Raw genomic sequence first — 21,397 nt, forward strand, 5'->3', positions numbered from 1 at the left:
TCCGATGGCCCGCTATCTCGACGTCCACCCGGACAACCCGCAGCAGCGGCTGCTCGACCAGATCGCCGACGCGCTGCGCGACGACCAGCTGATCGCCTACCCGACCGACTCCGGCTACGCGCTGGGCTGCCGGCTCGGCAACCGCGACGGTCGCGACCGGATCCTGCGCATCCGCGGCCTCGACGACCGGCACCACTTCACGCTGATGTGCAAGGACTTCGCCCAGCTCGGCCAGTTCGTGCAGGTCGCCAACTCGGCGTTCCGGGCGATCAAGGCGGCGACCCCGGGGCCGTACACGTTCATCCTGCCGGCCACCCAGGAGGTGCCGCGGCGGCTGATGCACCCGAAGAAGAAGACCGTCGGCGTCCGCATCCCCGACCACGTCTTCGTGCAGGCGCTGCTGGACACCTTCGGTGAGCCGCTGCTGACGAGCACGCTGATCCTCCCCGACGAGACGGAGCCGCGCAGCCTGGGCTGGGAGATCAAGGAGGAGCTCGACCACCAGGTCGACGTCGTGGTCGAGGCGGGGGAGACCCTCGCCGAGCCGACGACGGTCATCGACTGGTCGGAGGGCTACCCCGAGGTGGTGCGCGTCGGCGCCGGGGACCCGAGCAGGTTCGAGGCGGCCTGAGCGTCCTGCGCCCTCTGGCGCAGCACGCGGTGGCGCAGGGCGAGGACACCCAGCGCGGCGGCGTACCCGATGATCAGCGAGCCGGCGTGGTGGGACAGTCCGCTCACGACCGCCTGGACGGCGCCGTCGGTGTCGTCGGCGATCACGTCGGGCCGGGTGACCCCGATCAGCAGGAAGACGCCGACCATCAGCAGCGGGGGCAGCACGCCCACGGTGAAGAAGTCGCGCGGTCGCACCAGCAGCGCCAGCAGCACGCAGACCAGCACGAAGCAGATGTCGAAGAGGACCGTGAGGTGCCCGAAGACGAGCAGGTCCAGCGCGGTGATCGTGAGGGCGAGCGCGACTCCGAGCACGACCACCTGACGGGCAGGTTCGTGCCCCTCTTCCCAGAGGGTCCTCTGGCTCACAGGGCCACGCTATGGCCCGCGGGACCTTCGTCGTCGGCGCCGCGCCGGTCGACCGCGTGCAGCCCCGGGGCGCCCGCACCGTCCACCGAGCGGGTCGTGGACTCCACCTGGCGGGGTGCCGGCAGGTCGCCGAACCGGCGTGCGGAGACCAGCACCCGCGACTCCAGGGAGCCCACGGTCTGGTTGTAGTGGCCGACGGCCGCGTTGAGCGAGCGGCCGAGCTGGTCGAGGTGACCGTTCATGCTCGCGAGCCGCTCGTGCAGCTCGCGCCCGAGGCGGTGGATGTCGCGGGCCTGGTCGGCCAGCGCCTCGTGGCTCCAGCCGTGCGCGACCGTGCGCAGCAGGGCGATCAGCGTGGTCGGGGTGGCGAGCACGACCTGCCGCGCCGCGGCGTACTCGATCAGCGAGCCGTCGGTCTCGAGCGCCGAGGCCAGGAACGACTCGGCCGGCACGAACAGCACCACGAACTCCGGGCTCTCCTCCAACGAGCGCCAGTAGCGCTTCGCGCCGAGCGTGTCGACGTGGGTGCGCAGCTGACCGGCGTGACGGCGGAGGTGGTGCTCGCGCTCGTCCTCGTCGTCGGTGCTCGTCGCGTCGAGGTAGGCGTCGAGGGGCACCTTGGCGTCGACCACGACCTGCCGCCCGCCGACCAGGTTGACCACCAGGTCGGGCCGGAGCGCCCCGTCGTCGAGTCGCACCTGCTCGGCGAAGTCGCACCGGTCCACGAGACCGGCGAGCTCGACGGCCCGCCGCAGGTGCAGCTCGCCCCAGCGGCCCCGGACCTGCGGCTTGCGCAGCGCCGTCGCCAGGGAGTGGGTCTCGCGCTGCAGCTGTCCGACCTGCGCGTCGAACTGCCCCTGCCAGGTCGCGCGAGCCCGGTCGAGGTGGTGCATCTGGTCGCTCAGCCGGTCCAGCCCCTGCATCACCTCGGCCTGGTCGACGACGCCGCCGGTGTAGGACGGGCGGGACCGCGACCAGAGCATGCCGACGACCGCACCGATGGCCAGGCCGACCAGGAGCGTGAGGAAGAGCGTCAGGAGGTCCATGCGGCCAGCATGGCGGCGACCACCGACAGTGACGGGGACCCGACCGATGAGCTGCGCGCCGTGAGCGGGTCTGAGCACACATGGCGATCACCCAGGCACACCTGAGCATCTCGTTGGACGGCTTCGTCGCCGGTCCCGACCAGCGGCTGGAGCAGCCACTCGGCGTCGGCGGGGAGGACCTGCACCGGTGGATGTTCGCCGACGACGCGACGGCGGTCGACCGCCGGTGGCGGGACCGCGTGCTGGTGCCGGGCGGCGCCTACGTGATGGGCCGCAACATGTACGGCCCGGTGCGCGGCCCGTGGGAGTCGTACGGCGAGGAGTGGCGTGGCTGGTGGGGCGAGGACCCGCCGTACCACGCCGACGTCTTCGTGCTCACCCACCACGGCCACGAGCCGATCACGATGGAGGGTGGCACGACCTTCCACTTCGTGACCGACGGCTTCGCCGCGGCACTGGCCCGCGCTCGCGCCTCGGGCAACGGCGACGTGTCGATCGCCGGCGGCGCCTCGGTCGTCCGGCAGGCGCTGGCTGCGGGGGAGCTGGACGAGCTGACCCTCGACATCGCGCCGATCCTGCTCGACGCGGGCGAGCGGATCTTCGACGGCACGGTCGTGGCCCGCCTGGAGCCGGTCGAGGCGGAGCACTCGCCGTACGCGACCCACGTGCGCTACCGGGTCAGTCGCTGAGGTCCACGATCACCGGGGCGTGGTCGGACGGGGCGCCGGTGCCCTGGGCGGGGTCGCGGGCGTCGCGGTCCACGAAGGCGCCGCTCACCCGGCCGACCAGGGACGGCGAGCCGAGCAGGAAGTCGATGCGCAGGCCGCGGTTGCGCTCGAAGCGCTGCCGGTAGTAGTCCCAGTAGGTGTAGCCGGCGTCGTACGGCTTCACCGTGTCGACCCAGCCGTCCTCGAGGAACGCGAAGAACGCCGCGCGCTCGGCGGGCGTCACGTGGGTGGAGTTCTTGAACTGCGTGACGTCGAAGACGTCGTCGTCGGTCGGGCAGACGTTCCAGTCGCCGACCAGCACGGCGTCGCCGTCGAGCCAGCCGCGGGCGGCCTCGCGCAGCGCGGCGTACCAGTCCAGCTTGTAGACGTAGTGCGGGTCGTCGGGCTTGCGGCCGTTGGGCACGTACAGCGACCACAGGCGTACGCCGCCGCAGGTAGCGCCGATCGCCCGCGACTCCGCCTCGGCGGGGGTGTCCAGCTCCTTGGTGAAGCCGGGCTGGCCGGGGAAGCCGATCTCGACGTCCTCCAGCCCGACCCTGCTGAGGATCGCGACGCCGTTCCACTGGTTGGTGCCGGCTGCGGCGACCTCGTACCCCCGGGCCTGGAGTCCCATCAGCGGCAGCTGCTCCTCGCGCGCCTTCGTCTCCTGCAGGGCCAGCACGTCGATCTCGTGCTGGTCGAGGAAGGCCTCGACACGGTCGATCCGGGTCCGGAGGGAGTTGACGTTCCAGGTCGCGATGCGCACGGGCGTCACCCTACGGCCGGAGATGTACAAGAACTCTTGTAGGTTCCGGAGGACGCCCCTAGCGTCCCTGGCATGACCTCGATCGAGACCCTCCGGGCCTTCCACCACCCGACGCGGCGACGGATGGTCGACTACCTCTTCCTGCACGGTCCGACGCAGGTCGGCACGCTGGCGCGGGAGCTCGGGCAGCAGGTCGGCAGCATCAGCCACCACCTGCGGATGCTGCAGCGCGCGGGGGTGGTGGCGCCGGCACCGGAGCTCGCGACCGACGGGCGGACCAGCTGGTGGCGCCTCGACCAGGACAGCGTGTCGTGGTCGGTCGACGACTTCGCCGACGCCGCCGAGCGGATGCAGGCCAAGGCGGCGCAGCGGCTGAACACCGACCACCACCTGGCCAAGCTCTCGGCGTGGATGCGGGAGACGGAGCGCGCGGACCCGGCCTGGCGGCACGCGGCGTTCAGCTCGGACGCGCTGGCGATGGCGAGCCCGCAGGAGCTCGAGGAGCTCTCGGAGGCCCTCCGGGTGGCGACGCGCGAGTGGCGCGATCGCATCGACCTCGACGACGGCACGGAGCGCCGCCCGGTGTTCGTCTTCTCCTACGGCTTCCCCACGCGCCCGTGAGCGGCCTGCGCGGCGACCGGCTGGTCCTGGGCTGGATCGGCCTCCAGGGCCTCTCCGCCGCGGGCGACGCGGTGTGGACGGTCGCGCTGGCGTGGACGGCGGTGCAGGTGGCGTCCCCGGCCGTCGCCGGCCTGGTGGTCGCCGCCGGGACGCTGCCACGCGCCGTGGTGCTGCTGGTGGGCGGGATCCTGGCCGACCGGCTGCAGACCCGCTGGGTGATGCTGCTCGTCAACGCCGTGCGCGTGGTGGTGCTGGTCGTCACGGCCGTCCTGGTCGCGGTCCACGGCGCGTCGGTGCCGCTGCTGGCCCTGGCCGCCGCAGGCTTCGGGATCTGCGACGCCATCTACATCCCCTCGGCCGCCACGATCGGCCGGCAGCTGGTGCCGCCCGAGACCCTCCCCGAGTACGCCGGGGCCAGCCAGACGGCCAACCGCCTGGGCGGCATGGCCGGGGCGGCGCTCGGCGGGGCCGTCGTCGCGACGTGGGGGATCGGCGGCAGCGCGGTCGCCAACGCCGTCACTTTCGGCGTCGTGGTGGGCTACCTCGCGCTCGCCCTGCGTCCGCGCTACCCGCTCCCGAGAGCCGAGTCGGAGCCGGCGATCCGCGGGATCGCGCGCGGCTTCGCCCACCTGCGGGACGTGCCCGCGACCCGGACGCTGGTGCTGACCCTGTCGGGGCTCAACCTCGCGGTCTCCCCGGCGCTCTCGCTGGGCCTGGCGCTGCACGTCCGCGAGGCCGACTGGGGTGCACACACCCTCGGCCTGCTCAACGCCACCGTCGGCCTCAGCGCCGCCCTCGGCGCGCTGGCGCTCTTCCGTTGGCGGCCGCGGCACGAGGCGACCACCGGCTTCTGGTTCCTGGTGCTGCAGGGCGGCGCGATCGCCGTGCTGGCCGCCGGCCCGCTCGTCACGACCGCTCTGGCGTGCGCGGTGATCGGGGCGACCTCGGGCGCCGCCTCGGCGCTGCTGTCCGCGGTCTTCGTCGGCACGGTCGACGGTGCCTACCTCGGCCGGATGGCGTCCATCCAGATGCTCGGCGACGACGTGCTCATGCCACTGGGGATGGTCGTCTTCGGCCTCTTCGCCTCGGGCGCCGGCGTGGCGTGGGCCTGCGCCGGCTTCGGCCTCGCGATGGCGCTGCTGATGCTCGTCCCGCTGTCGCGCCCGGCGATCCGCGCGATCAGCCTCCGCCCCGAGGAGGAACTGGTTGGATCGCGACCATGAGGCTCCCCCCGATCAGGCAGAGCGTGCAGGTCATGCTCGTGATCGCGGTCGTCATCGACATCGCCTACTGGGCGATCTGGTTCATCGACCGTGACGTGCTGGCCAGCGAGCACACGCAGGCCTACTACGAGTTCGAGAACGCCTTCCCGCTCGCCGACCTCTGGCTCGGCGTCGCGTGCGTCCTGGCGCTGGTCGCCCTGTCCCGCGAACGTCCGTCGGCGACGTTCTGGCTCACCTGCGCCGGGTCCGCCGGTCTCTACCTCTTCGGCATGGACTTCCTGTACGACGTGGAGAACGGCATCTTCACCTCCGGCGGTGGCGGGGTCGTCGAGGCGGTCATCGTCGCGCTCACCCTGGTCTTCTCGGTGACGGTGCTGCGGTTCGCGTGGCAGCGGCAGCTCGCCGTACCGTGATCCCGTGCCCCTGAGCCTGTCCTCGATCCACCGCTTCCCGGTCAAGTCCTGCCGGGGAGAGGACCTCGACGCCGCGGTCGTGGAGCCCTGGGGGCTTGCCGGTGACCGGCGCTGGATGGTCGTCGACGAGGACGGCGCCGTCATCACCGCGCGCGAGGCCAACGGCCTGGTGCTGATCGACCCGACGATCACCCCCGACGGGCTCGCGTTGACGGCGCCCGAGCTCCCGCCGCTCGAGGTGCGGACCCCCGACCCGGGCACCCAGACCGGCGTCACCATCTGGCACTCCACGCTCACCGCCGCGCCTGCGGGCCAGGAGGCCGACGCGTGGTTCAGCAAGGCGCTCGGGCGTACGGCGCGCCTCGTGCACCTCGACGACCCGACCCGCCGTCCCACCAGCATCGAGTTCAGCGAGCCCGACGACCGGGTGTCGTTCGCCGACGGCTACCCGCTGCTCGTCGCGACCGAGGCGTCCCTCGCGGCCCTGAACGACGTGGTCCTCGAGCGGTCCGAGGGCGTTCACCCACCGCTGCCGATGACCCGCTTCCGACCCAACGTCGTGATCGCCGGGACCGAGGCCTGGGAGGAGGACGACTGGCGCCGGATCCGGATCGGCGACGCCGTCTTCCGCGCGGTCAAGGGCTGCGCCCGCTGCGTGCTCACCACGATCGACCCGGACACCGCTGCCCGCGGGAAGGAGCCGATCGCCTCGCTCGCCCGGATCCGCCGGTGGGACGGCGCGACCTGGTTCGGGGTCAACCTGGTGCCCGACACCCCGGGCGTCACGATCCGCGTCGGCGACGAGGTCGAGATCCTCGACCGGGTGGCGCCGGGCGGCGGTCCGATCCGGCCCGCCGGCTGATCGTCAGCTCGGATTGGGGCGCGGTCGTCGTACGCCCGTAAAGTGACCGCCCGTGGCACTCACCATCGGCATCGTCGGGCTCCCCAACGCGGGCAAGTCGACCCTCTTCAACGCACTGACCAAGAACGACGTGCTCGCCGCGAACTACCCGTTCGCGACCATCGAGCCCAACGTCGGCGTCGTGGGCGTCCCGGACGGGCGGCTCCCGCAGCTGGCCGAGCTCTTCGGGTCGGCCAAGATCCTCCCGGCGACCGTCGAGTTCGTCGACATCGCCGGCATCGTGCGGGGTGCCTCCGAGGGTGAGGGCCTGGGCAACAAGTTCCTCTCCCACATCCGGGAGTCGTCGGCGATCTGCCAGGTGACCCGGGTCTTCCGCGACGAGGACGTCACCCACGTCGACGGCGAGGTCAACCCCGGCAACGACATCTCGACGATCCAGACCGAGCTGATCCTCGCCGACCTGCAGACCGTCGAGAAGGCGATCCCGCGGCTGGAGAAGGAGGCCCGGATGAACAAGTCCCAGGCCGCCGTCCTCGACGTCGTGAAGGAGGCGCTCGGCCACCTCGAGGCCGGTACGCCGATCATCGCCACGAAGGTGGACCGCTCCCTGATCCGCGAGCTCTCCCTGCTCACCGCGAAGCCCTTCATCTACGTCTTCAACTGCGACGCCGACGAGCTCTCCGACGAGTCCCTCAAGGACAAGATGCGCGCGCTGGTCGCGCCGTCCGAGGCGATCTTCCTGGACGCCAAGTTCGAGTCCGAGCTGGTCGAGCTCGACGACGACGCCGAGGCCCGCGAGATGCTCGCCGAGATGGGCGTCGAGGAGCCGGGCCTCGAGGTGCTGGCCCGGGTCGGCTTCGAGACCCTGGGCCTGCAGACCTACCTGACCGCCGGCCCCAAGGAGACCCGCGCCTGGACGATCCCGCAGGGCGCGACCGCTCCCGAGGCCGCCGGTGTCATCCACACCGACTTCCAGCGCGGCTTCATCAAGGCCGAGATCGTCTCCTTCGACGACCTGATCGGACTGGGCTCCATGCAGAAGGCCAAGGAGGCCGGCAAGGTGCGCATGGAGGGCAAGGACTACGTCATGGCCGACGGCGACGTGGTCGAGTTCCGCTTCAACGTCTGAGGCGCTCCGGCGGAGCCGGAGCGACCCGAAGAGGTTGAGGGAGCCCCGCGGCCGAGCCTGCGAGGCCGCGACGGGCGGCTCGAAACCTGAGTCACCGGCGAAGCCGGAGCGGCCCCCAGGACGTCATACCGTCGGAGCAGGCGGTCACACTGTCCGCATGACGTCCGCTACGCCCTGGGAGTTCACCGACGCCTGGGTGTTCGCGGCGATCGCCGTCTACGACCGCCCGTGCAGCCTCGTCGAGCTGATCGGCGCGGCCGACTGGATCAACCACGCCGTGCTCCTCGAGACCGAGGTCGAGAGCGCGCTCGGCAAGCTCACGGCAGCCGACCTGGTCCGCGTCTACGAGGGGTGGACCTTCGAGCTCACGGACGACGGGTCGAGCCTGTGGTCCGGGGGAGTGCGCGACCTGCAGTCCCAGCTCCAGGTGGTCCTCGACCGGCTGGAGCTCGTCGAGCCCGGAGGCGCCCGCGTCCCGCTGCCGGCTGGCGTGATGGACCGGGCGCTCGAGGACTACCGCCGCGCCTGAGGGCCGGTGGCGACCGCTGCCGGCGCATCCGCCTCGGGCGGCGCGAGCAACAGCTCGGGGTCGAGCTGCAGGTCGCGGGCGACAGCGGTGAAGATCGGGCAGGTGTCCATGGTGCTGTGCTCCTACTGACGACATGACTCCGAGAATCCGTCAGTAGGTGTCCCGTACGGCGGACGGCGAAACCTCTGCGTGGGGTGGACCACACCACCCGGAGGTGCGGCCTACACTCCCTGCATGAGCGCCGCGACGATCCGCCGTACCTGCACGGGCCTGCTCGCCGGCGCGATGCTGCTCCTCGTGACGGCCTGCGGCTCCGACTCGGGCGGCTCGAGCGCCACCGACGAGCCCACCACGCCGGCCGCCAGCCCGACGGACGTCGAGAGCAGCGCGGCTCCCGAAGGCCCCGCGTGCTCGACCATCTGGGTCGAGGGCGCCACGCTGGACCGGAAGTACACCGGCTGCGTCGACGACACCGGCCTGGTGGCGCCCAACAAGGTCGGCTGCTCGTCCGGTCAGACGTTCGTGCTGTACGGCGACCAGTACTGGGCCGTGAAGGGCGGGGTCGTGAAGTACGCCGCCGACGGTCGCACCGCCGCGAAGCCCTACCGGGTGGACATGGCCGCCTGCCGCGGCTGACCCCGTCCGGTCGTCAGCGGTCAGGCGGCGGAGACGCCGAGGATCTCCTCGCGCGTACGCCGCCACGCGGTCGCCCGTTGGCGGTCGCTGGCCAGCGCGGAGTTGGTCGCGCGCAGCTCCTGCTCGGCGCGGGCGCGCCAGGCGGTGCCGTGGGCGCCGTGCAGGCAGAGACGGAAGTCGTCGAGCCAGCCGGCGACCCAGTTCTCGGGGTCGGCGGAGTTCGTCATGCCTCCACCATCGGCCGGACGGGGCCCTGTCTGAGGCTTCAGGACAGCGCGTCGATGAGCGGCCGCGGGTCGGGGGTGGCCTCGGTGGCCTGCAGGACCACCGAGTCGGCCCCGGCGTCACCGAGCTCGGCCACCCAGGCGCCGAGCTCGGCGGTGTCGGCGCGTTCGGTGTAGACGACGACCCGGCGGTCCGGGCCCACGACGTCCCGCGCCCGTCGTACGACGTCCGGGTCGACCACCGAGTCGAGCAGCACGCCGTCCGAGACCTCGCCGGCCAGGGCGACGGTGCGTGGCCCGCGCGCCCCGATCAGCAGCGTCGGCGGGACCTCGGGCGGCCAGTCCAGCGCGACCGCGTCGAGATTGACGTAGCGCCCGGAGACGGTGACGGTCTCCCCGGCGAGCAGCGAGCGGACCGCCTCGGTGTGCTCGCGCAGCAGCGTCATCGGCGACGCGGCGGCCGCGCCGACCTGCACCATCCAGTCCTGGACGCCGTGCCCGAGCGCGACCGTGAGGCGGCCCGGGAAGAGGCGGGCCAGCGTGGCGATCTCCATCGCGGCCAGGGCCGGGTTGCGCAGTGGCACCGGCAGCAGTCCGATGCCCACCCGCAACCGGGTCGACCACGCCAGGGCGGCCGCCGCGGTGGTCAGCCCGCCCTCGAGGAAGCAGTCCTCCCACAGCCAGAGCTCCGCGAGACCGGCGGACTCGGCGTGCTCGACGACGGCGCGCAGCTCCTCGGACGGCGACTGCGGACGGAAGACGACACCGACGACCGGACTCATGCGGACCACGCTCTCATGTCGATCCGGCGTCCGCTCGTCCGTCATCGCGGTGTACGAGGATGAAGTCCCACCACCGAGGAGTGACCGTGAAGTACCTGATGTTCGTCGCGACCGACCCCGACCGGCCCACCGAGATCGACGAGACCGGCACCATGCCCATCGAGGAGTGGGTGGAGAAGAACGACGCAGCCGGCACGCGCCTGCTCGGCGAACGGCTCCGGCCTGCCGAGCAGGCCGTCGTCGTACGCCGTCGGGGCGGCAAGGTCAGCGTGACCGAGGGGCCGTTCGCCGAGACGCACGAGTGGATCGTCGGCTTCGACGTCCTGGAGTGCGCCGACCTCGACGAGGCGATCGAGATCGCGGCCGCGCACCCGATGGCCGCGTCCGGCCGGCTGGAGCTCCGCGCCTTCTGGGAGGACTGAGCCTCAGGAGGCGATGTCGGGGCTGACGCCGTCGTCGCGGGCGGCGACCCGGGCCCGGTTCTCGGCGCGCCGGTCGACGAACTTCGTCGCCTGCGCGTCGAGGGCCTCGAGGAAGGCGCCCAGCTGCTCGCGGGCCTGCTCGCCCTCGGGGCCGAGGTCGGTCCGGTCGAACACGTTCCACGCGCGCAGCACCGGCATGATCACCTCGTCGTGGTGCAGGCGCAGGTCGTAGATGCCGGCCTTCGCGATGATCATCGAGCTGCGCCGGAAGCCGGCCATGGTGGCACCGGGCATCTCGAAGCCGATGACCTCCTTGGCGATCGCCTGCATCGTGGCGTCGGGCGCGATCTCCATCGCCGCGGCCACGATGTTGCGGTAGAAGATCATGTGCAGGTTCTCGTCCTTGGAGATCCTGGCGAGCATCTTGTCGGCGATCGGGTCGTTGGTCACCTTGCCGGTGTTGCGGTGGGAGACCCGGGTCGCGAGCTCCTGGAAGGACACGTAGGCGACCGCCTCGAGCGCGGTCTTGTCGCCCGAGTCGTAGCCGGACGTCATGTAGTCCATCCGGGCCCGCTCCAGCTCGACCGGGTCGACGCCGCGGGTCACGACGAGGTAGTCGCGCATGGCGATGCCGTGCCGGTTCTCCTCAGCGGTCCAGCGACCCACCCACGTGCCCCACGCCCCGTCCCGGCCGAAGCGGGTCGCGATCTCGCGGTGGTACGACGGCAGGTTGTCCTCGGTCAGGAGGTTGGTGAACATCGCGGCCTTCGCCGTCTCCGAGAGCTGCGACTGCTCCGGCGCCCAGTCCTCGCCGCCGAGGAACGCGAAGTCGCGGCCCTGGCTCCAGGGGACGTAGTCGTGGGGGTGCCACTCCTGGGCGACGCCCAGGTGGCGGTCGAGGTTCTCGGCGACGACGGGCTCGAGTGCCTCGAGCAGGTGCTCCGGTGCGGTCACCGTGCCATCGAACCACTTCTACACTGGCAGCACCATGACCACGAAGCAGAGCACGAGGCTGCGCCCCGGTGTCCGGGCCCTCGACAGGCTGATGAAGTCGATGCCCTCGATGTCGGTGGCCAGGATGACGCCGGAGCAGCTCGAGAAGGTGCAGACGACCGTCATCCCTGACGGCGGCGTCGCGGGACTGTTCCTCGGGCGGCTGCGCAAGGGCGTCACCGTGCGCACCGACAGCTTCACCGCGCGGGGCGGCGACCTGCCGCTGCGGATCTACACGCCCGACGCCTGGTCGCGGACCCCGCGACCGGTGGTGCTCAACATCCACGGCGGAGGCTTCGTGCTCGGCAGCGCGCGCCAGTGCGACTGGATCTGCAGCACCGTGGCCGCGGACCTGGATGCCGTCGTGGTCTCGGTCGACTACCGCCTCGCGCCGGCCCACAAGTTCCCGGCAGCCGTGGAGGACTCCTACGACGCCCTGCTCTGGACGGCCGCCCACGCGGCCGACCTCGGGGGCGACCCGGCGCGGCTCGGGGTCCTCGGCGACAGCGCCGGCGGCAACCTCGCGGCGGTGGTGTCGATCCTCGCGCGTGACGAGCACGGCCCGGCCGTCGCGCACCAGGCCCTGGTCTACCCGGCCACCGACATGACCGACACGTCGCGCGAGGACGAGTCGTTCCTGGGCAACGTCCTGGGCATCGTGCTCAGCAACGACGACATCGAGGTCTTCCGCGACCACTACCTCAGCGAGGAGGTCGACCGGACCGACTTCCGGCTCTCGCCGATCCTCGCCCCGGACCTCTCGGGCCTGCCGCCGGCGGTGGTGGTCGTCGCCGGCCTCGACCCGCTGCACGACAGCGGCGTCCGCTACGCGCAGGCCCTCGCCGACGCCGGCAACGAGGTGACGGTGGAGGACTTCCACCAGATGCCGCACGGCTTCCTGAGCTTCCCGTACTTCTCGCACGCCGCCCGTCCTGCGATGGCCGCGATCGTCGCGTCGCAGCGCGCCGCGCTCTACTGAGGCCCTACCGGCGTACGCCGAGCGGGGCGACCCACCGCTCGAGGGCGGCGGCCACCGCCGCGGGGGAGATGGGCTTCGTCAGGTAGTCGTCCATGCCGGCGTCCAGGCAGCGCTCGCGGTCGCCGTCGATCGCGCTCGCGGTCATCGCGATCACCGGCGTATGCCGCCCGTCGGCCTCCCGGAGGCGGATCTCGCGGGTCGCGGCGAACCCGTCCATGACCGGCATCTGCACGTCCATGAAGACGAGGTCGTAGTCCCGGTCCGCCATCGCCGCCAGGCCTTCTACACCGTCGTCAGCGAGGTCGACCTCGAAGCCGCACGCGGTGACGATGCCCTCGGCGACGATCTGGTTGATCTCGCCGTCCTCGACCACCAGGACCCGGCCGCGGGACGGTGCCTCGACCGGCTCGGGCTCGCTCGGCGGCGGGGCGGGCGCGCGCACCGCCGGGGTGATCACGTCGAGCAGCATGCTGCGCAGCCGCGACAGCGGGACCGGCTTGGAGAGCAGCGCGGCGAAGCCCGCCTCCTCCGCCTCGGCCGGGCCGACGGCCGGGCTCGAGGTCAGCAGCACCAGCACGGTGCCGTCGAGCTCGGGGGTCGCACCGACGGCCCGCGCGAGGTCGAGCCCGTTCATGCCCGGCATGCACAGGTCCAGCACCCCCAGGTCGTACGGCGCGCTCGCGGCCGCCGCCCGCTTCAGGGCCTCCAGGCCGGAGGGCGCGTCGGGCACCACGTCGACGGTCATGCCCCAGGCCGTGAGCTGGTCCTCGAGGATCATCCGGTTGGTCGCGTTGTCGTCGACGACCAGCACCCGCCGGCCGACGAGCACGTCGGGCGTCGGCGCGGCTGCGGCGGTCGGCTCGTCGACGACGCCGAGCGGCACCGAGAACCAGAACGTGCTGCCCTGCCCGAGCTCGCTGTCGACGCCGATCTCGCCGCCCATGGCCTCGACGAGCTGACGGCAGATCGCGAGCCCGAGGCCGGTGCCGCCGTACCGCCGGGTGGTCGAGGAGTCCGCCTGCGAGAAGGGGTCGAAGAGACGGGTCAGGTCCGTGGTGTCGACGCCGATCCCGGTGTCGCGCACCTCGAACCGCACGGTTGCGATGCTGGTCCGGCGACCCGACCCGTCCCACTCGGTCGTGCGTCCGGTGTGCTCGGCGCGGACCACGACCTCGCCCGCCTCGGTGAACTTCACCGCGTTGCTCGCCAGGTTGAGCAGCACCTGGCGCAGCCGGGCGGGATCGCCCTGGAGACGCGCCGGCATCCCGGGCGTGCAGGAGGCGAGCAGCTCGAGCCGCTTCTCGCCCGCCGACTCGGCGACGAGCTCGGCGACCTCGTCGACCATCCGGACCGGGTCGAACTCGATGGTCTCGAGCTCGAGGTGGCCGGCCTCGACCTTCGAGAAGTCGAGGATGTCGTTGATGATCATGAGCAGCGCGTCGCCCGCCGTGCGCACGCCCTCCGCGTACGTGCGCTGGCGGTCGTCCAGCTCGGAGGCGAGCAGCAGGCCGGTCAGCCCGATGACGCCGTTCATCGGCGTGCGGATCTCGTGGCTCATCGTCGCCAGGAACTCCGACTTGGCACGGGAGCCCTCGAGCGCCGCGTCCCGCGCAGCCGCGAGCTCGGCGCGGGACGCGCTCTCGGAGCGGAGCAGCCGCGCGGTGCGGACGAAGGCGAGGGCGATCAGGGACAGGTTGCCCAGCAGCATGGTCGACGGGTCGATGACCATGCCGAGGCGGCTGCCGAGCGCCCACAGGGCGGTGGGCACCAGTAGCGGGACGATCGCGATCAGCAGCTTGCCGTGCGTGCGCCGGTCGTCGAGGTCGTGGTGCACGGCGGCCACCGCGGTGGGCTGGCGGAGCGTCGCCGTCGCCAGCGCCATCGAGCTGAGCATCCAGCCCGCCTCGGGGAGCGCCGAGCGCGCCTCCTCGATGGCGAGCACGTAGAAGCCGATGTCGGCGAAGAGCCAGCACCAGATGCCGACCGCGAGCGGCGTCCCGACGGCACGCCGGGTCCGGCCGTGCACGAGGGCGCGCAGCGCCAGCCCGATCAGCACGGCGTCGAGGACCGGGAAGGCCACCCACACCAGCCGCGCGAACTCCCCGGACGTGTCCTCGGTGGCGAGCTGGTCGACCGTGCAGGTCCACACGACCAGCACGCTCACGACGGCGACGGTCACCACGTCGAGCAGCGCGTCGCCCGCGAACCGACGGCCGTCGCTCCGGGCGACGGTGACCACCACCAGCGCCCCGACCAGGCACAGGTAGCCGATCAGGTACGGCGCGTCGGCGACCGACCGGTCCGCCTCGCCGGTGCTCCAGGCGTGGGCGACGAGCACGAGGTCGCCGGCCGCGGCCAGCGTGATGCTGGCGGTGATCAGGGCCGGGACGAGGCGACGGCCGCGGACCGCACCGAGGAGGCCGAGACCGGCCAGGGCCACCGGGACGGCGTTGCCGAGGAGGTACGTCGCGTCGCCGGCCCGGCCGCTCGGCCCCGCCAGGTGGATCGCGACGATCACGACCTCGATCGTCCAGAGGGCGCGCACGACCATGGTGCGTCGACTCGCTTCCACCGGCCCCCCTGCGCGATCTCGCGGCGTCGGTGCCCCCCACCTGCGCCAGGTCGTTCCTATCGGCCGGGAAGGGCGAGACCTTCGGATTTCGGCGCGTGCGCGGGCACGAGTGCGAGGGCCGCCACCGCGAGGACGGCCGCGAGCGCGAACACGTAGAAGCCCCACGGGTAGGCGATGCCAGCCGTGACGAGCGCGCCGGTGATCGAGGGGCCGACGATGGCGCCGACCCGGCCGATGCCGGCCGAGAGCCCGAGCGCGGTGCCCTTGAGGTAGTCGGGGTAGAGGTGTCCCACGAACGCGTACACGAGGACCTGGGCGCTGAACACGAAGACGCCGGTGACCAGCACGGCGACGTACACCAGGGCCGTGCTCTCCAGCTTGATCGACAGCAGTGCCAGGCAGAGCGCCGCGATCCCGAACCACACCAGCACCGTGGGCTTGTTGCCGCGCGAGTCGGAGATCCGCCCGGCGACCAGCAGGCCGGTGACCGCGCCGAGGTTGAGGACCAGCAGCAGCGTCGTGCCGGCCTCGATCGAGTAGCCGGCCTCGCCCATGATCTTGGGCAGCCAGGTGTTGAGGCCGTAGACGAGCAGCAGCCCCATGAACGACGCGACCCACAGGCCGAGGCTGATGCGGAGGTAGGAGCCCCGGACGACGTCAGCGGCGCGGCTCGGGCGCCGCGTCTCGGGGGCCTGCTCGCGGGAGCGGAGGTAGGACTCCGACTCGGGCAGCTTGAGCCAGAAGACCGGCAGGAAGAGGAGGCCGGCGACGCCGCCGATCACGAACATGGCCTCCCAGCCCCACGCGTCGATCACCCAGAGCGCCAGCAGCGCGGTGAGCACCGCGCCGACGTGGTAGCCGGTCATCACCCGGGTCATCGCGCTGCCGTTGCGCGAGTCGGGCGCGTGCTCGGACATGAAGGCCAGGGCGATCGGCAGGCAGGCGCCCATCCCGAGGCCGCCGAGGAAGCGCAGCGTCGTGAAGGCGGCCACGCTCGGGGCGAACGCGACCGCGATCGTGAGCACGGAGAACCAGGCGACGCAGGCGATCAGGGTGCGGCGCCGCCCGAACGCGTCGGTCACGGGCCCGATCACCGCGGCGCCGATGCCGACGCCGACCAGGCCCACCGTGGCCGCCGTGGTGAGCGAGGCGTCGGTGAAGCCGAGGTCGCCGGACTTGCTGATGACGGGGATGACCGCGCCGATGACGACGAGGTCGAAGCCCTCGAGCGCCACGGCGAGCCAGCACAGCACCACGGGCCAGAGCCCGGTGGCGGTCGGCGTACGGCGGCCGGAGTCGATGGTCGTGGTCATGGTCGAGCCTTTCCCGAGAGGTGTGCCCACACGGTGACCCGGTGGAGACGGCGCTCACACCTCGGGCTTCCGCTGACCGGAAGTGGTGACCGATGGGTAACCTTCGCCACGGATCTCCTCGGTGACGTGCGAGGATCGCGCCCGTGAGCACGAGTGTGGAGACCAGTGACGTCATCGTGGTGGGCGCCGGCCTGGCCGGCCTGGCGGCCGCGGCCGAGGTCGCCGACGCCGGGAAGCGGGTGCTGCTGCTCGACCAGGAGCCCGAGCAGTCGCTGGGTGGTCAGGCGTTCTGGAGCCTCGGCGGCCTGTTCTTCGTGGACAGCCCCGAGCAGCGCCGGATGGGCATCAAGGACTCGCGCGACCTGGCCATGCAGGACTGGCTCGGCAGCGCACAGTTCGACCGCGAGGAGGACCGCTGGCCGCGGCGCTGGGCCGAGGCGTACGTCGACTTCGCGTCGGGCGAGAAGCGCGCGTGGCTGCGCGAGATGGGCCACCGCACCTTCCCGATCGTGGGCTGGGCCGAGCGTGGCGACGGCCGCGCCGACGGCCACGGCAACTCGGTCCCGCGCTTCCACATCACCTGGGGGACCGGTCCGGGGGTCGTCGACCCGTTCGAGCGCCGCGTGCGCGAGCACGCCGCCACCGGCCGGCTGACGTTCGGCTTCCGGCACCAGGTCGACGACCTCGTCGTCGAGGACGGCGCGGTCGTCGGCGTCCGTGGCACCCTCCTCGAGCCCAGCGCGATCGAGCGCGGCAAGGCCTCGAGCCGGGTGGCGGTCGGCGAGTTCGAGCTGCGCGCCCAGGCCGTGATCGTGACCAGCGGCGGCATCGGCGGCAACCACGACCTGGTCCGCAAGACCTGGCCGAAGCGGCTCGGCACACCCCCGAAGACGATGGTGGCCGGCGTCCCCGCGCACGTCGACGGCCGGATGCTCGGCATCACCGAGGCGGCCGGGGCCCGGGTCATCAACCCCGATCGGATGTGGCACTACGTCGAGGGCATCCGCAACTGGGACCCGATCTGGGACAACCACGGCATCCGGATCCTGCCCGGCCCGTCGTCGCTGTGGCTGGACGCGACCGGCAAGCGGCTGCCCGCGCCGTACTTCCCGGGCTTCGACACCCTCGGCACCCTGACGCACCTGCGCACGACCGGCTACGACTACTCGTGGTTCGTGCTCACCCAGAAGATCATCGAGAAGGAGTTCGCGCTCTCGGGCTCCGAGCAGAACCCCGACCTCACCGGCAAGGACATCAAGCTCCTGCTGAGCCGGGTGAAGTCCGGCGCGCCCGGCCCGATCGAGGCGTTCAAGCAGCACGGCGACGACTTCGTCGTGGCCGACGACCTCTCCACCCTCGTGAAGGGCATGAACCAGGTCGGCGACAAGCCTCTCATCGTCGAGGCCGAGCTGCGCGAGCTGATCGAGGCCCGCGACCGCGAGATCGACAACTCGTTCACCAAGGACGCCCAGGTCACCGCGATCCGCGGCGCCCGCACCTATCGCGGCGACAAGCTGATCCGGGTCGCCACGCCGCACAAGATCCTCGACCCCAAGGCCGGCCCGCTCATCGCCGTACGTCTCAACGTCCTGACCCGCAAGACGCTCGGCGGCCTGGAGACCGACCTCGACGGCCGCTGCCTGACCTCGGACGGCACCCCGCTGCCCGGGCTGTACGCCGCGGGCGAGGTCAACGGCTTCGGTGGCGGCGGGATGATGGGCTACAACGCGCTCGAGGGCACGTTCCTCGGCGGCTGCCTCTTCTCCGGCCGTACGGCGGGCCGGGCCGCCGCTCGCGCGGTCTGACGGGGGAGCGGCAGGTCAGCTCGCAGCCTCGAGCAGCTTGCGGCGCAGGGTCATGGTGGCCCGGCTGTGCAGCTGGCTGACGCGCGACTCGGTCACGCCCAGGACCTGACCGATCTCTGCCAGGGTGAGCCGGTCCCAGTAGTAGAGGGCGATCACCACCTGGTCGCGCTCGGCGAGCTCGCGGACCGCGGTCAGGAAGCCGGCCGGGATGTCGTCGTCGGCGCCCGGGAGGTCGATCTCGCTCCGCGGCGTCTCCTCGTCGCCGACGGCCGCGCTCTCGAAGCTGACCACCGTGGTGTGCGCCGTCTGGGAGTACATGGTGCGCAGCTCGGCCACGGGCACCGAGAGCTCTGCCGCGACCTCCTCGTCGTCGGGAGCACGCCCGAGCCGTGCCTCGAGCCGCGCCTGGGCGGCGTCGATGGCGCGGACCTTCTCGCGGATCGAGCGCGGCACCCAGTCGGAGGCCCGCAGGCCGTCGACGATCGCGCCGCGGATCCGCGAGACGGCATAGGTCTGGAACTGGAGCCCCCGGCCCGGGTCGAACTTCTCGATCGCGTCCATCAGGCCGATGACGCCGTCGGAGACCAGGTCGGCCTGGTCGACCGAGGACGGCAGCCCGGAGCGGACGCGGCCCGCGACGTACTTCACCAGGGGCGAGTACTGGAGCACCAGGCGGTCGCGAGCTTCGGTGTCGCCGGTCTCCTTGAACCGGCGCCACAGCAGGTCCACGGAGCTCTCAGGGTCGTCCATGCCATCCCCCTCGGTCGCGCCCGTCGCCGGGCGGAATCCTGGCGGCACCATAGTCGATCGCCTCAGCCCTCGTACTCGAAGTGCCAGGGTTCGGGGCGGCTGCCGCCTGCGGCCGCCCAGGACGGATGGATCCAGCCGTACGTCGGCCCGTGGTCGACCATCCAGGCGTGCTCGCTGCCCGAGAAGGTCTCGATGCCGCCGCAGAGATCGACGGCCAGCCCCAGGCCGTGCACCGACGTTCCGGGCTGCGCCGTGATCGTCGGCTTGCGGACGTGCGCGTCCTCCTGTCCCGCCCGGGACCGGTAGGAGTCGGTGATGCACAGGGTCTCGCCGTTGTCCCGCTCGAACGCGGCGCCCATCAGCCGGTAGGCGACGGCGGCGTCGCAGCGCAGCTGCTGCGCGCCGTCGGGAGTGGCGGCACAGAGCGCGTCGCCCGGCATCTCGCCGTTCGGGTACGACGGGCGCGGCGCCTCGGGCACCTCGAGCACCTGGACAGGGTCGACGGGCACACCGTCGAGCCGGACCTCGAAGTGCAGGTGCGGGCCCGTGGTGTTGCCACGGCTGCCGACCGCGCCGACCTGCTGACCGGCGACCACGCTCTGTCCGTCGGTCACGTCGACGCGGGACAGGTGGGCGTAGAGCGTCTCGACGCCGCCGCCGTGGTCGACACGGACCAGGTTGCCCGCCCAGGAGGGGTGCTGGATGGTGACGACGCCGGGGCCGGCAGCGACGACCGGAGTCCCGATCGGTGCGGCGAAGTCCTGACCGGTGTGCTCGCCGGACGACCAGAGCTCGCCTGCGCTGCCGAAGCCGGCCGACAGCGTGTAGCTGCCCGGGGCGACCGGCAGCACGAACGGACCGTCGCCGGCCGACCCCTCGGCGTCGGAGTCTCCCCCGCAGACGCCGTACGCCGGGGGGTCGACATTCTCACCCGAAGGACTCCACGACCGGTCCTTCAGGAGGCTGGGGCGGCGGATCGCCAGCAGGGCGTGGTCGTCGACCCTGCGGACGCCGGCGGTGCCGGTCGTGGGATCGGCGACGATGGCGAGGCCGGGCCCGACGTACACGCCGGTCTCGCCGAGTCCGGCGCGGCTGCTGCCGAGCACGACGAGGTCGCCGACCTGGACGACCCGCCGCGGCACCGGGGGGAGGTCGCTGAGCTGGTCGCCGGCGCCGGCCGGGAGGGTGATCGTGCCCCACGTGTTGGCGACCAGGCCGCCGCACGCGTAGGTCGTCGGATCGATCCCGCCGGGCACCTCGGCGAGGCCGAGGCGGTGGAACGCGTCCGACACGGCCCGGACGGCCTCGGCGGGCAGCACGGTCACCGGTCGGCCGTCGGGGAGCCGCGCGGCCGCGACGCCCCGTACGGGCCGGAAGCCGGCGACCCGCACCTGCTCCAGGCCGGGTGCGAGGTGCTCGGGATCCAGCAGGTCCCGGGCGGCCGGCGGGACGACGCCCGCCCGCGCCACCTGGTGCAGGTAGCGCTCCCAGGAGCGCAGCGCCTGCCGGTCCCGGCGCCGCTGGGCGGGGTCGGCCGCCGCGTAGCCGGACGGAGGCTGCGAGCGACGGATCGCCGAGTCGACGACCTGACCGGCCGACCAGGTCGCCTCGACCCGCTCCAACCGGGCCTGCGCGGTCTCCCACCGCTGGCGGTCCTCCTCGGCGCGCGCGATGGCGTCGTCGAGCACCCCCTGCACGAGGTCCGCGAGCCGGCGGACGTCCTCGGCGTTCGACGCGGCCTCGGCGGCCCGGTCGACGTCGGACTGACCGCCGGAGAAGAAGTCCCCGAGGGCGTGCAGGGCGCCGCCCTTCTCGTCGGCGACCTCGTCGCCCAGCGCGGCTGCGGTCGACTCGGCCACGTCGGCGGCGTCGTTCAGGCGCTCGGCCTGTGCGCTCAGGCCCTCGACCCGGAGCCGCGAGGCCGCGTACGCCGCGGCTGCCTCGTCGACCAGCTCCTGCGCGGTGCGGCCACGCGTGCCGGCACTGTCACGGACCGCCGCCCGCTCCGCGTCCGCCGGGGCAGTCGTGAGCGGCACGAGCACGAGCACCGCCGCGACGACCAGGGCGACGACGGCCGCGACCCCGGACCCGCGCGGGTCCGGGGTGTGCTGGCTGCCGTCGGCCATGAGGGTCCTCGCCTGGATGATCGGTGGGCGTCAGTCGTCGAGGAACGCGACTTCGCGCAGCACGGCCTGTCGGCGCTCGGCCGGCACGTCGTCCGCCGGGGCCGGTGAGCCCGGCACGACGCGCAGGGCGGGCACCTCGCCCGTGTACGGCGTCGGCGCCTCCGGGACCGACGGCAGCGGCTGTGGCGGCGCCACGCTCGACAGCCCGGGCACGGGGATGCTCGTCGGAGCTGAGCCCGCCGACGAGGTGGTCGTCGCGACCACGCGCTCCTGCGGCGCCTCGACCTCGACGGTGACCGTCTCGGTGGCCCGGCGCGTGGCCTCGAGACCGGCGCCGAAGACGGTGCGGACCACGGCCGCCATCTCGAGGAGCGTGTCTCGGGCGGGGCCCGGGGTCAGCTGGGCGGCGGTGCTGCTGTCAGCGGTCATCGTCATGATGTCCTCCTGGAGAGGGAGTGGAG

General features: G+C 72.6%; 24 protein-coding genes. 12 read left to right on the forward strand and 12 right to left on the reverse strand.

From position 1 onward, the window contains the following. The first annotated feature begins 4 nt into the window (after window positions 1–4). A complete protein-coding gene (locus ASC77_RS21230; protein WP_056157552.1) occupies window positions 5–631 on the forward strand; it encodes an L-threonylcarbamoyladenylate synthase in 627 nt (208 codons plus the stop codon). Here the strand turns inward: ASC77_RS21230 and ASC77_RS21235 are convergent. Together ASC77_RS21235 and ASC77_RS21240 are read right to left on the reverse strand one after the other, a co-directional pair. Continuing rightward, the gene (locus tag ASC77_RS21235) at window positions 574–1,038 is read right to left on the reverse strand and encodes a DUF6542 domain-containing protein (protein WP_200945080.1); all 465 of its coding nucleotides are present in this window, start codon (window positions 1,036–1,038) and stop codon (window positions 574–576) included. The genes ASC77_RS21230 and ASC77_RS21235 overlap by 58 nt on opposite strands. Next, the gene (locus tag ASC77_RS21240) at window positions 1,035–2,084 is read right to left on the reverse strand and encodes a DNA recombination protein RmuC (protein WP_056157554.1); all 1,050 of its coding nucleotides are present in this window, start codon (window positions 2,082–2,084) and stop codon (window positions 1,035–1,037) included. The genes ASC77_RS21235 and ASC77_RS21240 overlap by 4 nt, the downstream gene beginning before the upstream one ends. Before the next feature lie 80 nt (window positions 2,085–2,164). Here ASC77_RS21240 and ASC77_RS21245 point away from each other — a divergent pair, with 80 nt between their 5' ends. Continuing rightward, window positions 2,165–2,773 carry a dihydrofolate reductase family protein gene (locus tag ASC77_RS21245; protein WP_056157557.1) on the forward strand — a complete coding sequence of 203 codons (609 nt, stop codon included), beginning with the start codon at window positions 2,165–2,167 and terminating at the stop codon, window positions 2,771–2,773. Here ASC77_RS21245 and ASC77_RS21250 read toward each other — a convergent pair. Beyond that, window positions 2,763–3,557 carry an exodeoxyribonuclease III gene (locus ASC77_RS21250; protein ID WP_056157559.1) on the reverse strand — a complete coding sequence of 265 codons (795 nt, stop codon included), beginning with the start codon at window positions 3,555–3,557 and terminating at the stop codon, window positions 2,763–2,765. The genes ASC77_RS21245 and ASC77_RS21250 overlap by 11 nt on opposite strands. A 72-nt stretch (window positions 3,558–3,629) precedes the next feature. Between ASC77_RS21250 and ASC77_RS21255 the strand changes: the two genes are divergently transcribed. The 6 genes from ASC77_RS21255 to ASC77_RS21280 all read left to right on the forward strand — a co-directional run bounded on the left by ASC77_RS21255 (window position 3,630) and on the right by ASC77_RS21280 (window position 8,334). Further along, a complete protein-coding gene (locus ASC77_RS21255) occupies window positions 3,630–4,178 on the forward strand; it encodes an ArsR/SmtB family transcription factor (RefSeq protein ID WP_056157563.1) in 549 nt (182 codons plus the stop codon). Continuing rightward, window positions 4,175–5,401, forward strand: coding sequence for an MFS transporter (locus tag ASC77_RS21260; RefSeq protein ID WP_056157566.1), 1,227 nt, complete (start codon window positions 4,175–4,177; stop codon window positions 5,399–5,401). The genes ASC77_RS21255 and ASC77_RS21260 overlap by 4 nt, the downstream gene beginning before the upstream one ends. Then, window positions 5,398–5,814, forward strand: coding sequence for a hypothetical protein (locus tag ASC77_RS21265; protein ID WP_056157569.1), 417 nt, complete (start codon window positions 5,398–5,400; stop codon window positions 5,812–5,814). The genes ASC77_RS21260 and ASC77_RS21265 overlap by 4 nt, the downstream gene beginning before the upstream one ends. A gap of 4 nt (window positions 5,815–5,818) precedes the next feature. Further along, window positions 5,819–6,676 carry an MOSC domain-containing protein gene (locus ASC77_RS21270; RefSeq protein WP_056157571.1) on the forward strand — a complete coding sequence of 286 codons (858 nt, stop codon included), beginning with the start codon at window positions 5,819–5,821 and terminating at the stop codon, window positions 6,674–6,676. Window positions 6,677–6,728: 52 nt separating this feature from the next. Continuing rightward, entirely contained in the window at window positions 6,729–7,805 is a 1,077-nt protein-coding gene (ychF, locus tag ASC77_RS21275) for a redox-regulated ATPase YchF (RefSeq protein ID WP_056157575.1), read from the forward strand. 157 nt (window positions 7,806–7,962) lie between these two features. After that, window positions 7,963–8,334, forward strand: coding sequence for a hypothetical protein (locus ASC77_RS21280; RefSeq protein WP_056157578.1), 372 nt, complete (start codon window positions 7,963–7,965; stop codon window positions 8,332–8,334). Here the strand turns inward: ASC77_RS21280 and ASC77_RS27760 are convergent. After that, window positions 8,319–8,444, reverse strand: a complete 126-nt coding sequence (locus ASC77_RS27760) for a hypothetical protein (RefSeq protein ID WP_268788435.1) — start codon at window positions 8,442–8,444, stop codon at window positions 8,319–8,321. The two genes, ASC77_RS21280 and ASC77_RS27760, sit on opposite strands and share 16 nt — an antisense overlap. 124 nt (window positions 8,445–8,568) lie before the next feature. Here ASC77_RS27760 and ASC77_RS21285 point away from each other — a divergent pair, with 124 nt between their 5' ends. Then, entirely contained in the window at window positions 8,569–8,970 is a 402-nt protein-coding gene (locus tag ASC77_RS21285; RefSeq protein WP_056157582.1) for a hypothetical protein, read from the forward strand. 20 nt (window positions 8,971–8,990) lie between these two features. On the opposite strand, the gene ASC77_RS21290 is transcribed toward ASC77_RS21285, so the two are convergent. Both ASC77_RS21290 and ASC77_RS21295 read right to left on the reverse strand, forming a co-directional pair. After that, window positions 8,991–9,197 carry a hypothetical protein gene (locus ASC77_RS21290; RefSeq protein WP_056157584.1) on the reverse strand — a complete coding sequence of 69 codons (207 nt, stop codon included), beginning with the start codon at window positions 9,195–9,197 and terminating at the stop codon, window positions 8,991–8,993. A gap of 38 nt (window positions 9,198–9,235) precedes the next feature. Beyond that, entirely contained in the window at window positions 9,236–9,976 is a 741-nt protein-coding gene (locus tag ASC77_RS21295) for an LLM class flavin-dependent oxidoreductase (protein ID WP_056157799.1), read from the reverse strand. Between the two features lie 86 nt (window positions 9,977–10,062). Between ASC77_RS21295 and ASC77_RS21300 the strand changes: the two genes are divergently transcribed. After that, window positions 10,063–10,398 (forward strand): YciI family protein, encoded by a 336-nt coding sequence (locus tag ASC77_RS21300; protein WP_056157802.1) that lies wholly within the window; start codon window positions 10,063–10,065, stop codon window positions 10,396–10,398. Between the two features lie 3 nt (window positions 10,399–10,401). On the opposite strand, the gene ASC77_RS21305 is transcribed toward ASC77_RS21300, so the two are convergent. Then, window positions 10,402–11,352 (reverse strand): acyl-ACP desaturase, encoded by a 951-nt coding sequence (locus ASC77_RS21305; protein ID WP_056157586.1) that lies wholly within the window; start codon window positions 11,350–11,352, stop codon window positions 10,402–10,404. 34 nt (window positions 11,353–11,386) lie between these two features. Here ASC77_RS21305 and ASC77_RS21310 point away from each other — a divergent pair, with 34 nt between their 5' ends. Next, entirely contained in the window at window positions 11,387–12,370 is a 984-nt protein-coding gene (locus ASC77_RS21310; protein WP_156391222.1) for an alpha/beta hydrolase, read from the forward strand. 4 nt (window positions 12,371–12,374) lie between these two features. Here the strand turns inward: ASC77_RS21310 and ASC77_RS21315 are convergent, their stop codons facing one another. Continuing rightward, on the reverse strand, window positions 12,375–14,942 hold the full coding sequence (locus ASC77_RS21315; protein ID WP_156391223.1) for a response regulator: 2,568 nt from the start codon (window positions 14,940–14,942) through the stop codon (window positions 12,375–12,377). 56 nt (window positions 14,943–14,998) lie between these two features. After that, the gene (locus ASC77_RS21320; RefSeq protein WP_056157595.1) at window positions 14,999–16,255 is read right to left on the reverse strand and encodes an MFS transporter; all 1,257 of its coding nucleotides are present in this window, start codon (window positions 16,253–16,255) and stop codon (window positions 14,999–15,001) included. Between the two features lie 143 nt (window positions 16,256–16,398). Between ASC77_RS21320 and ASC77_RS21325 the strand changes: the two genes are divergently transcribed. After that, a complete protein-coding gene (locus tag ASC77_RS21325; RefSeq protein WP_235547882.1) occupies window positions 16,399–18,060 on the forward strand; it encodes an FAD-binding dehydrogenase in 1,662 nt (553 codons plus the stop codon). A 15-nt stretch (window positions 18,061–18,075) separates the two neighbouring features. Here the strand turns inward: ASC77_RS21325 and ASC77_RS21330 are convergent, their stop codons facing one another. The 3 genes from ASC77_RS21330 to ASC77_RS21340 form a co-directional block, all read right to left on the reverse strand. After that, window positions 18,076–18,810, reverse strand: coding sequence for a FliA/WhiG family RNA polymerase sigma factor (locus tag ASC77_RS21330; RefSeq protein ID WP_056157601.1), 735 nt, complete (start codon window positions 18,808–18,810; stop codon window positions 18,076–18,078). A gap of 62 nt (window positions 18,811–18,872) precedes the next feature. Beyond that, window positions 18,873–20,936, reverse strand: coding sequence for a peptidoglycan DD-metalloendopeptidase family protein (locus tag ASC77_RS26330; protein WP_082575151.1), 2,064 nt, complete (start codon window positions 20,934–20,936; stop codon window positions 18,873–18,875). Window positions 20,937–20,966: 30 nt separating this feature from the next. After that, complete coding sequence (locus ASC77_RS21340; RefSeq protein ID WP_056157603.1) at window positions 20,967–21,371, reverse strand: hypothetical protein; 405 nt, start codon at window positions 21,369–21,371, stop codon at window positions 20,967–20,969. Window positions 21,372–21,397: the final 26 nt, after the last annotated feature.

This window comes from Nocardioides sp. Root1257, assembly GCF_001425175.1.
Taxonomy (GTDB): domain Bacteria; phylum Actinomycetota; class Actinomycetes; order Propionibacteriales; family Nocardioidaceae; genus Nocardioides.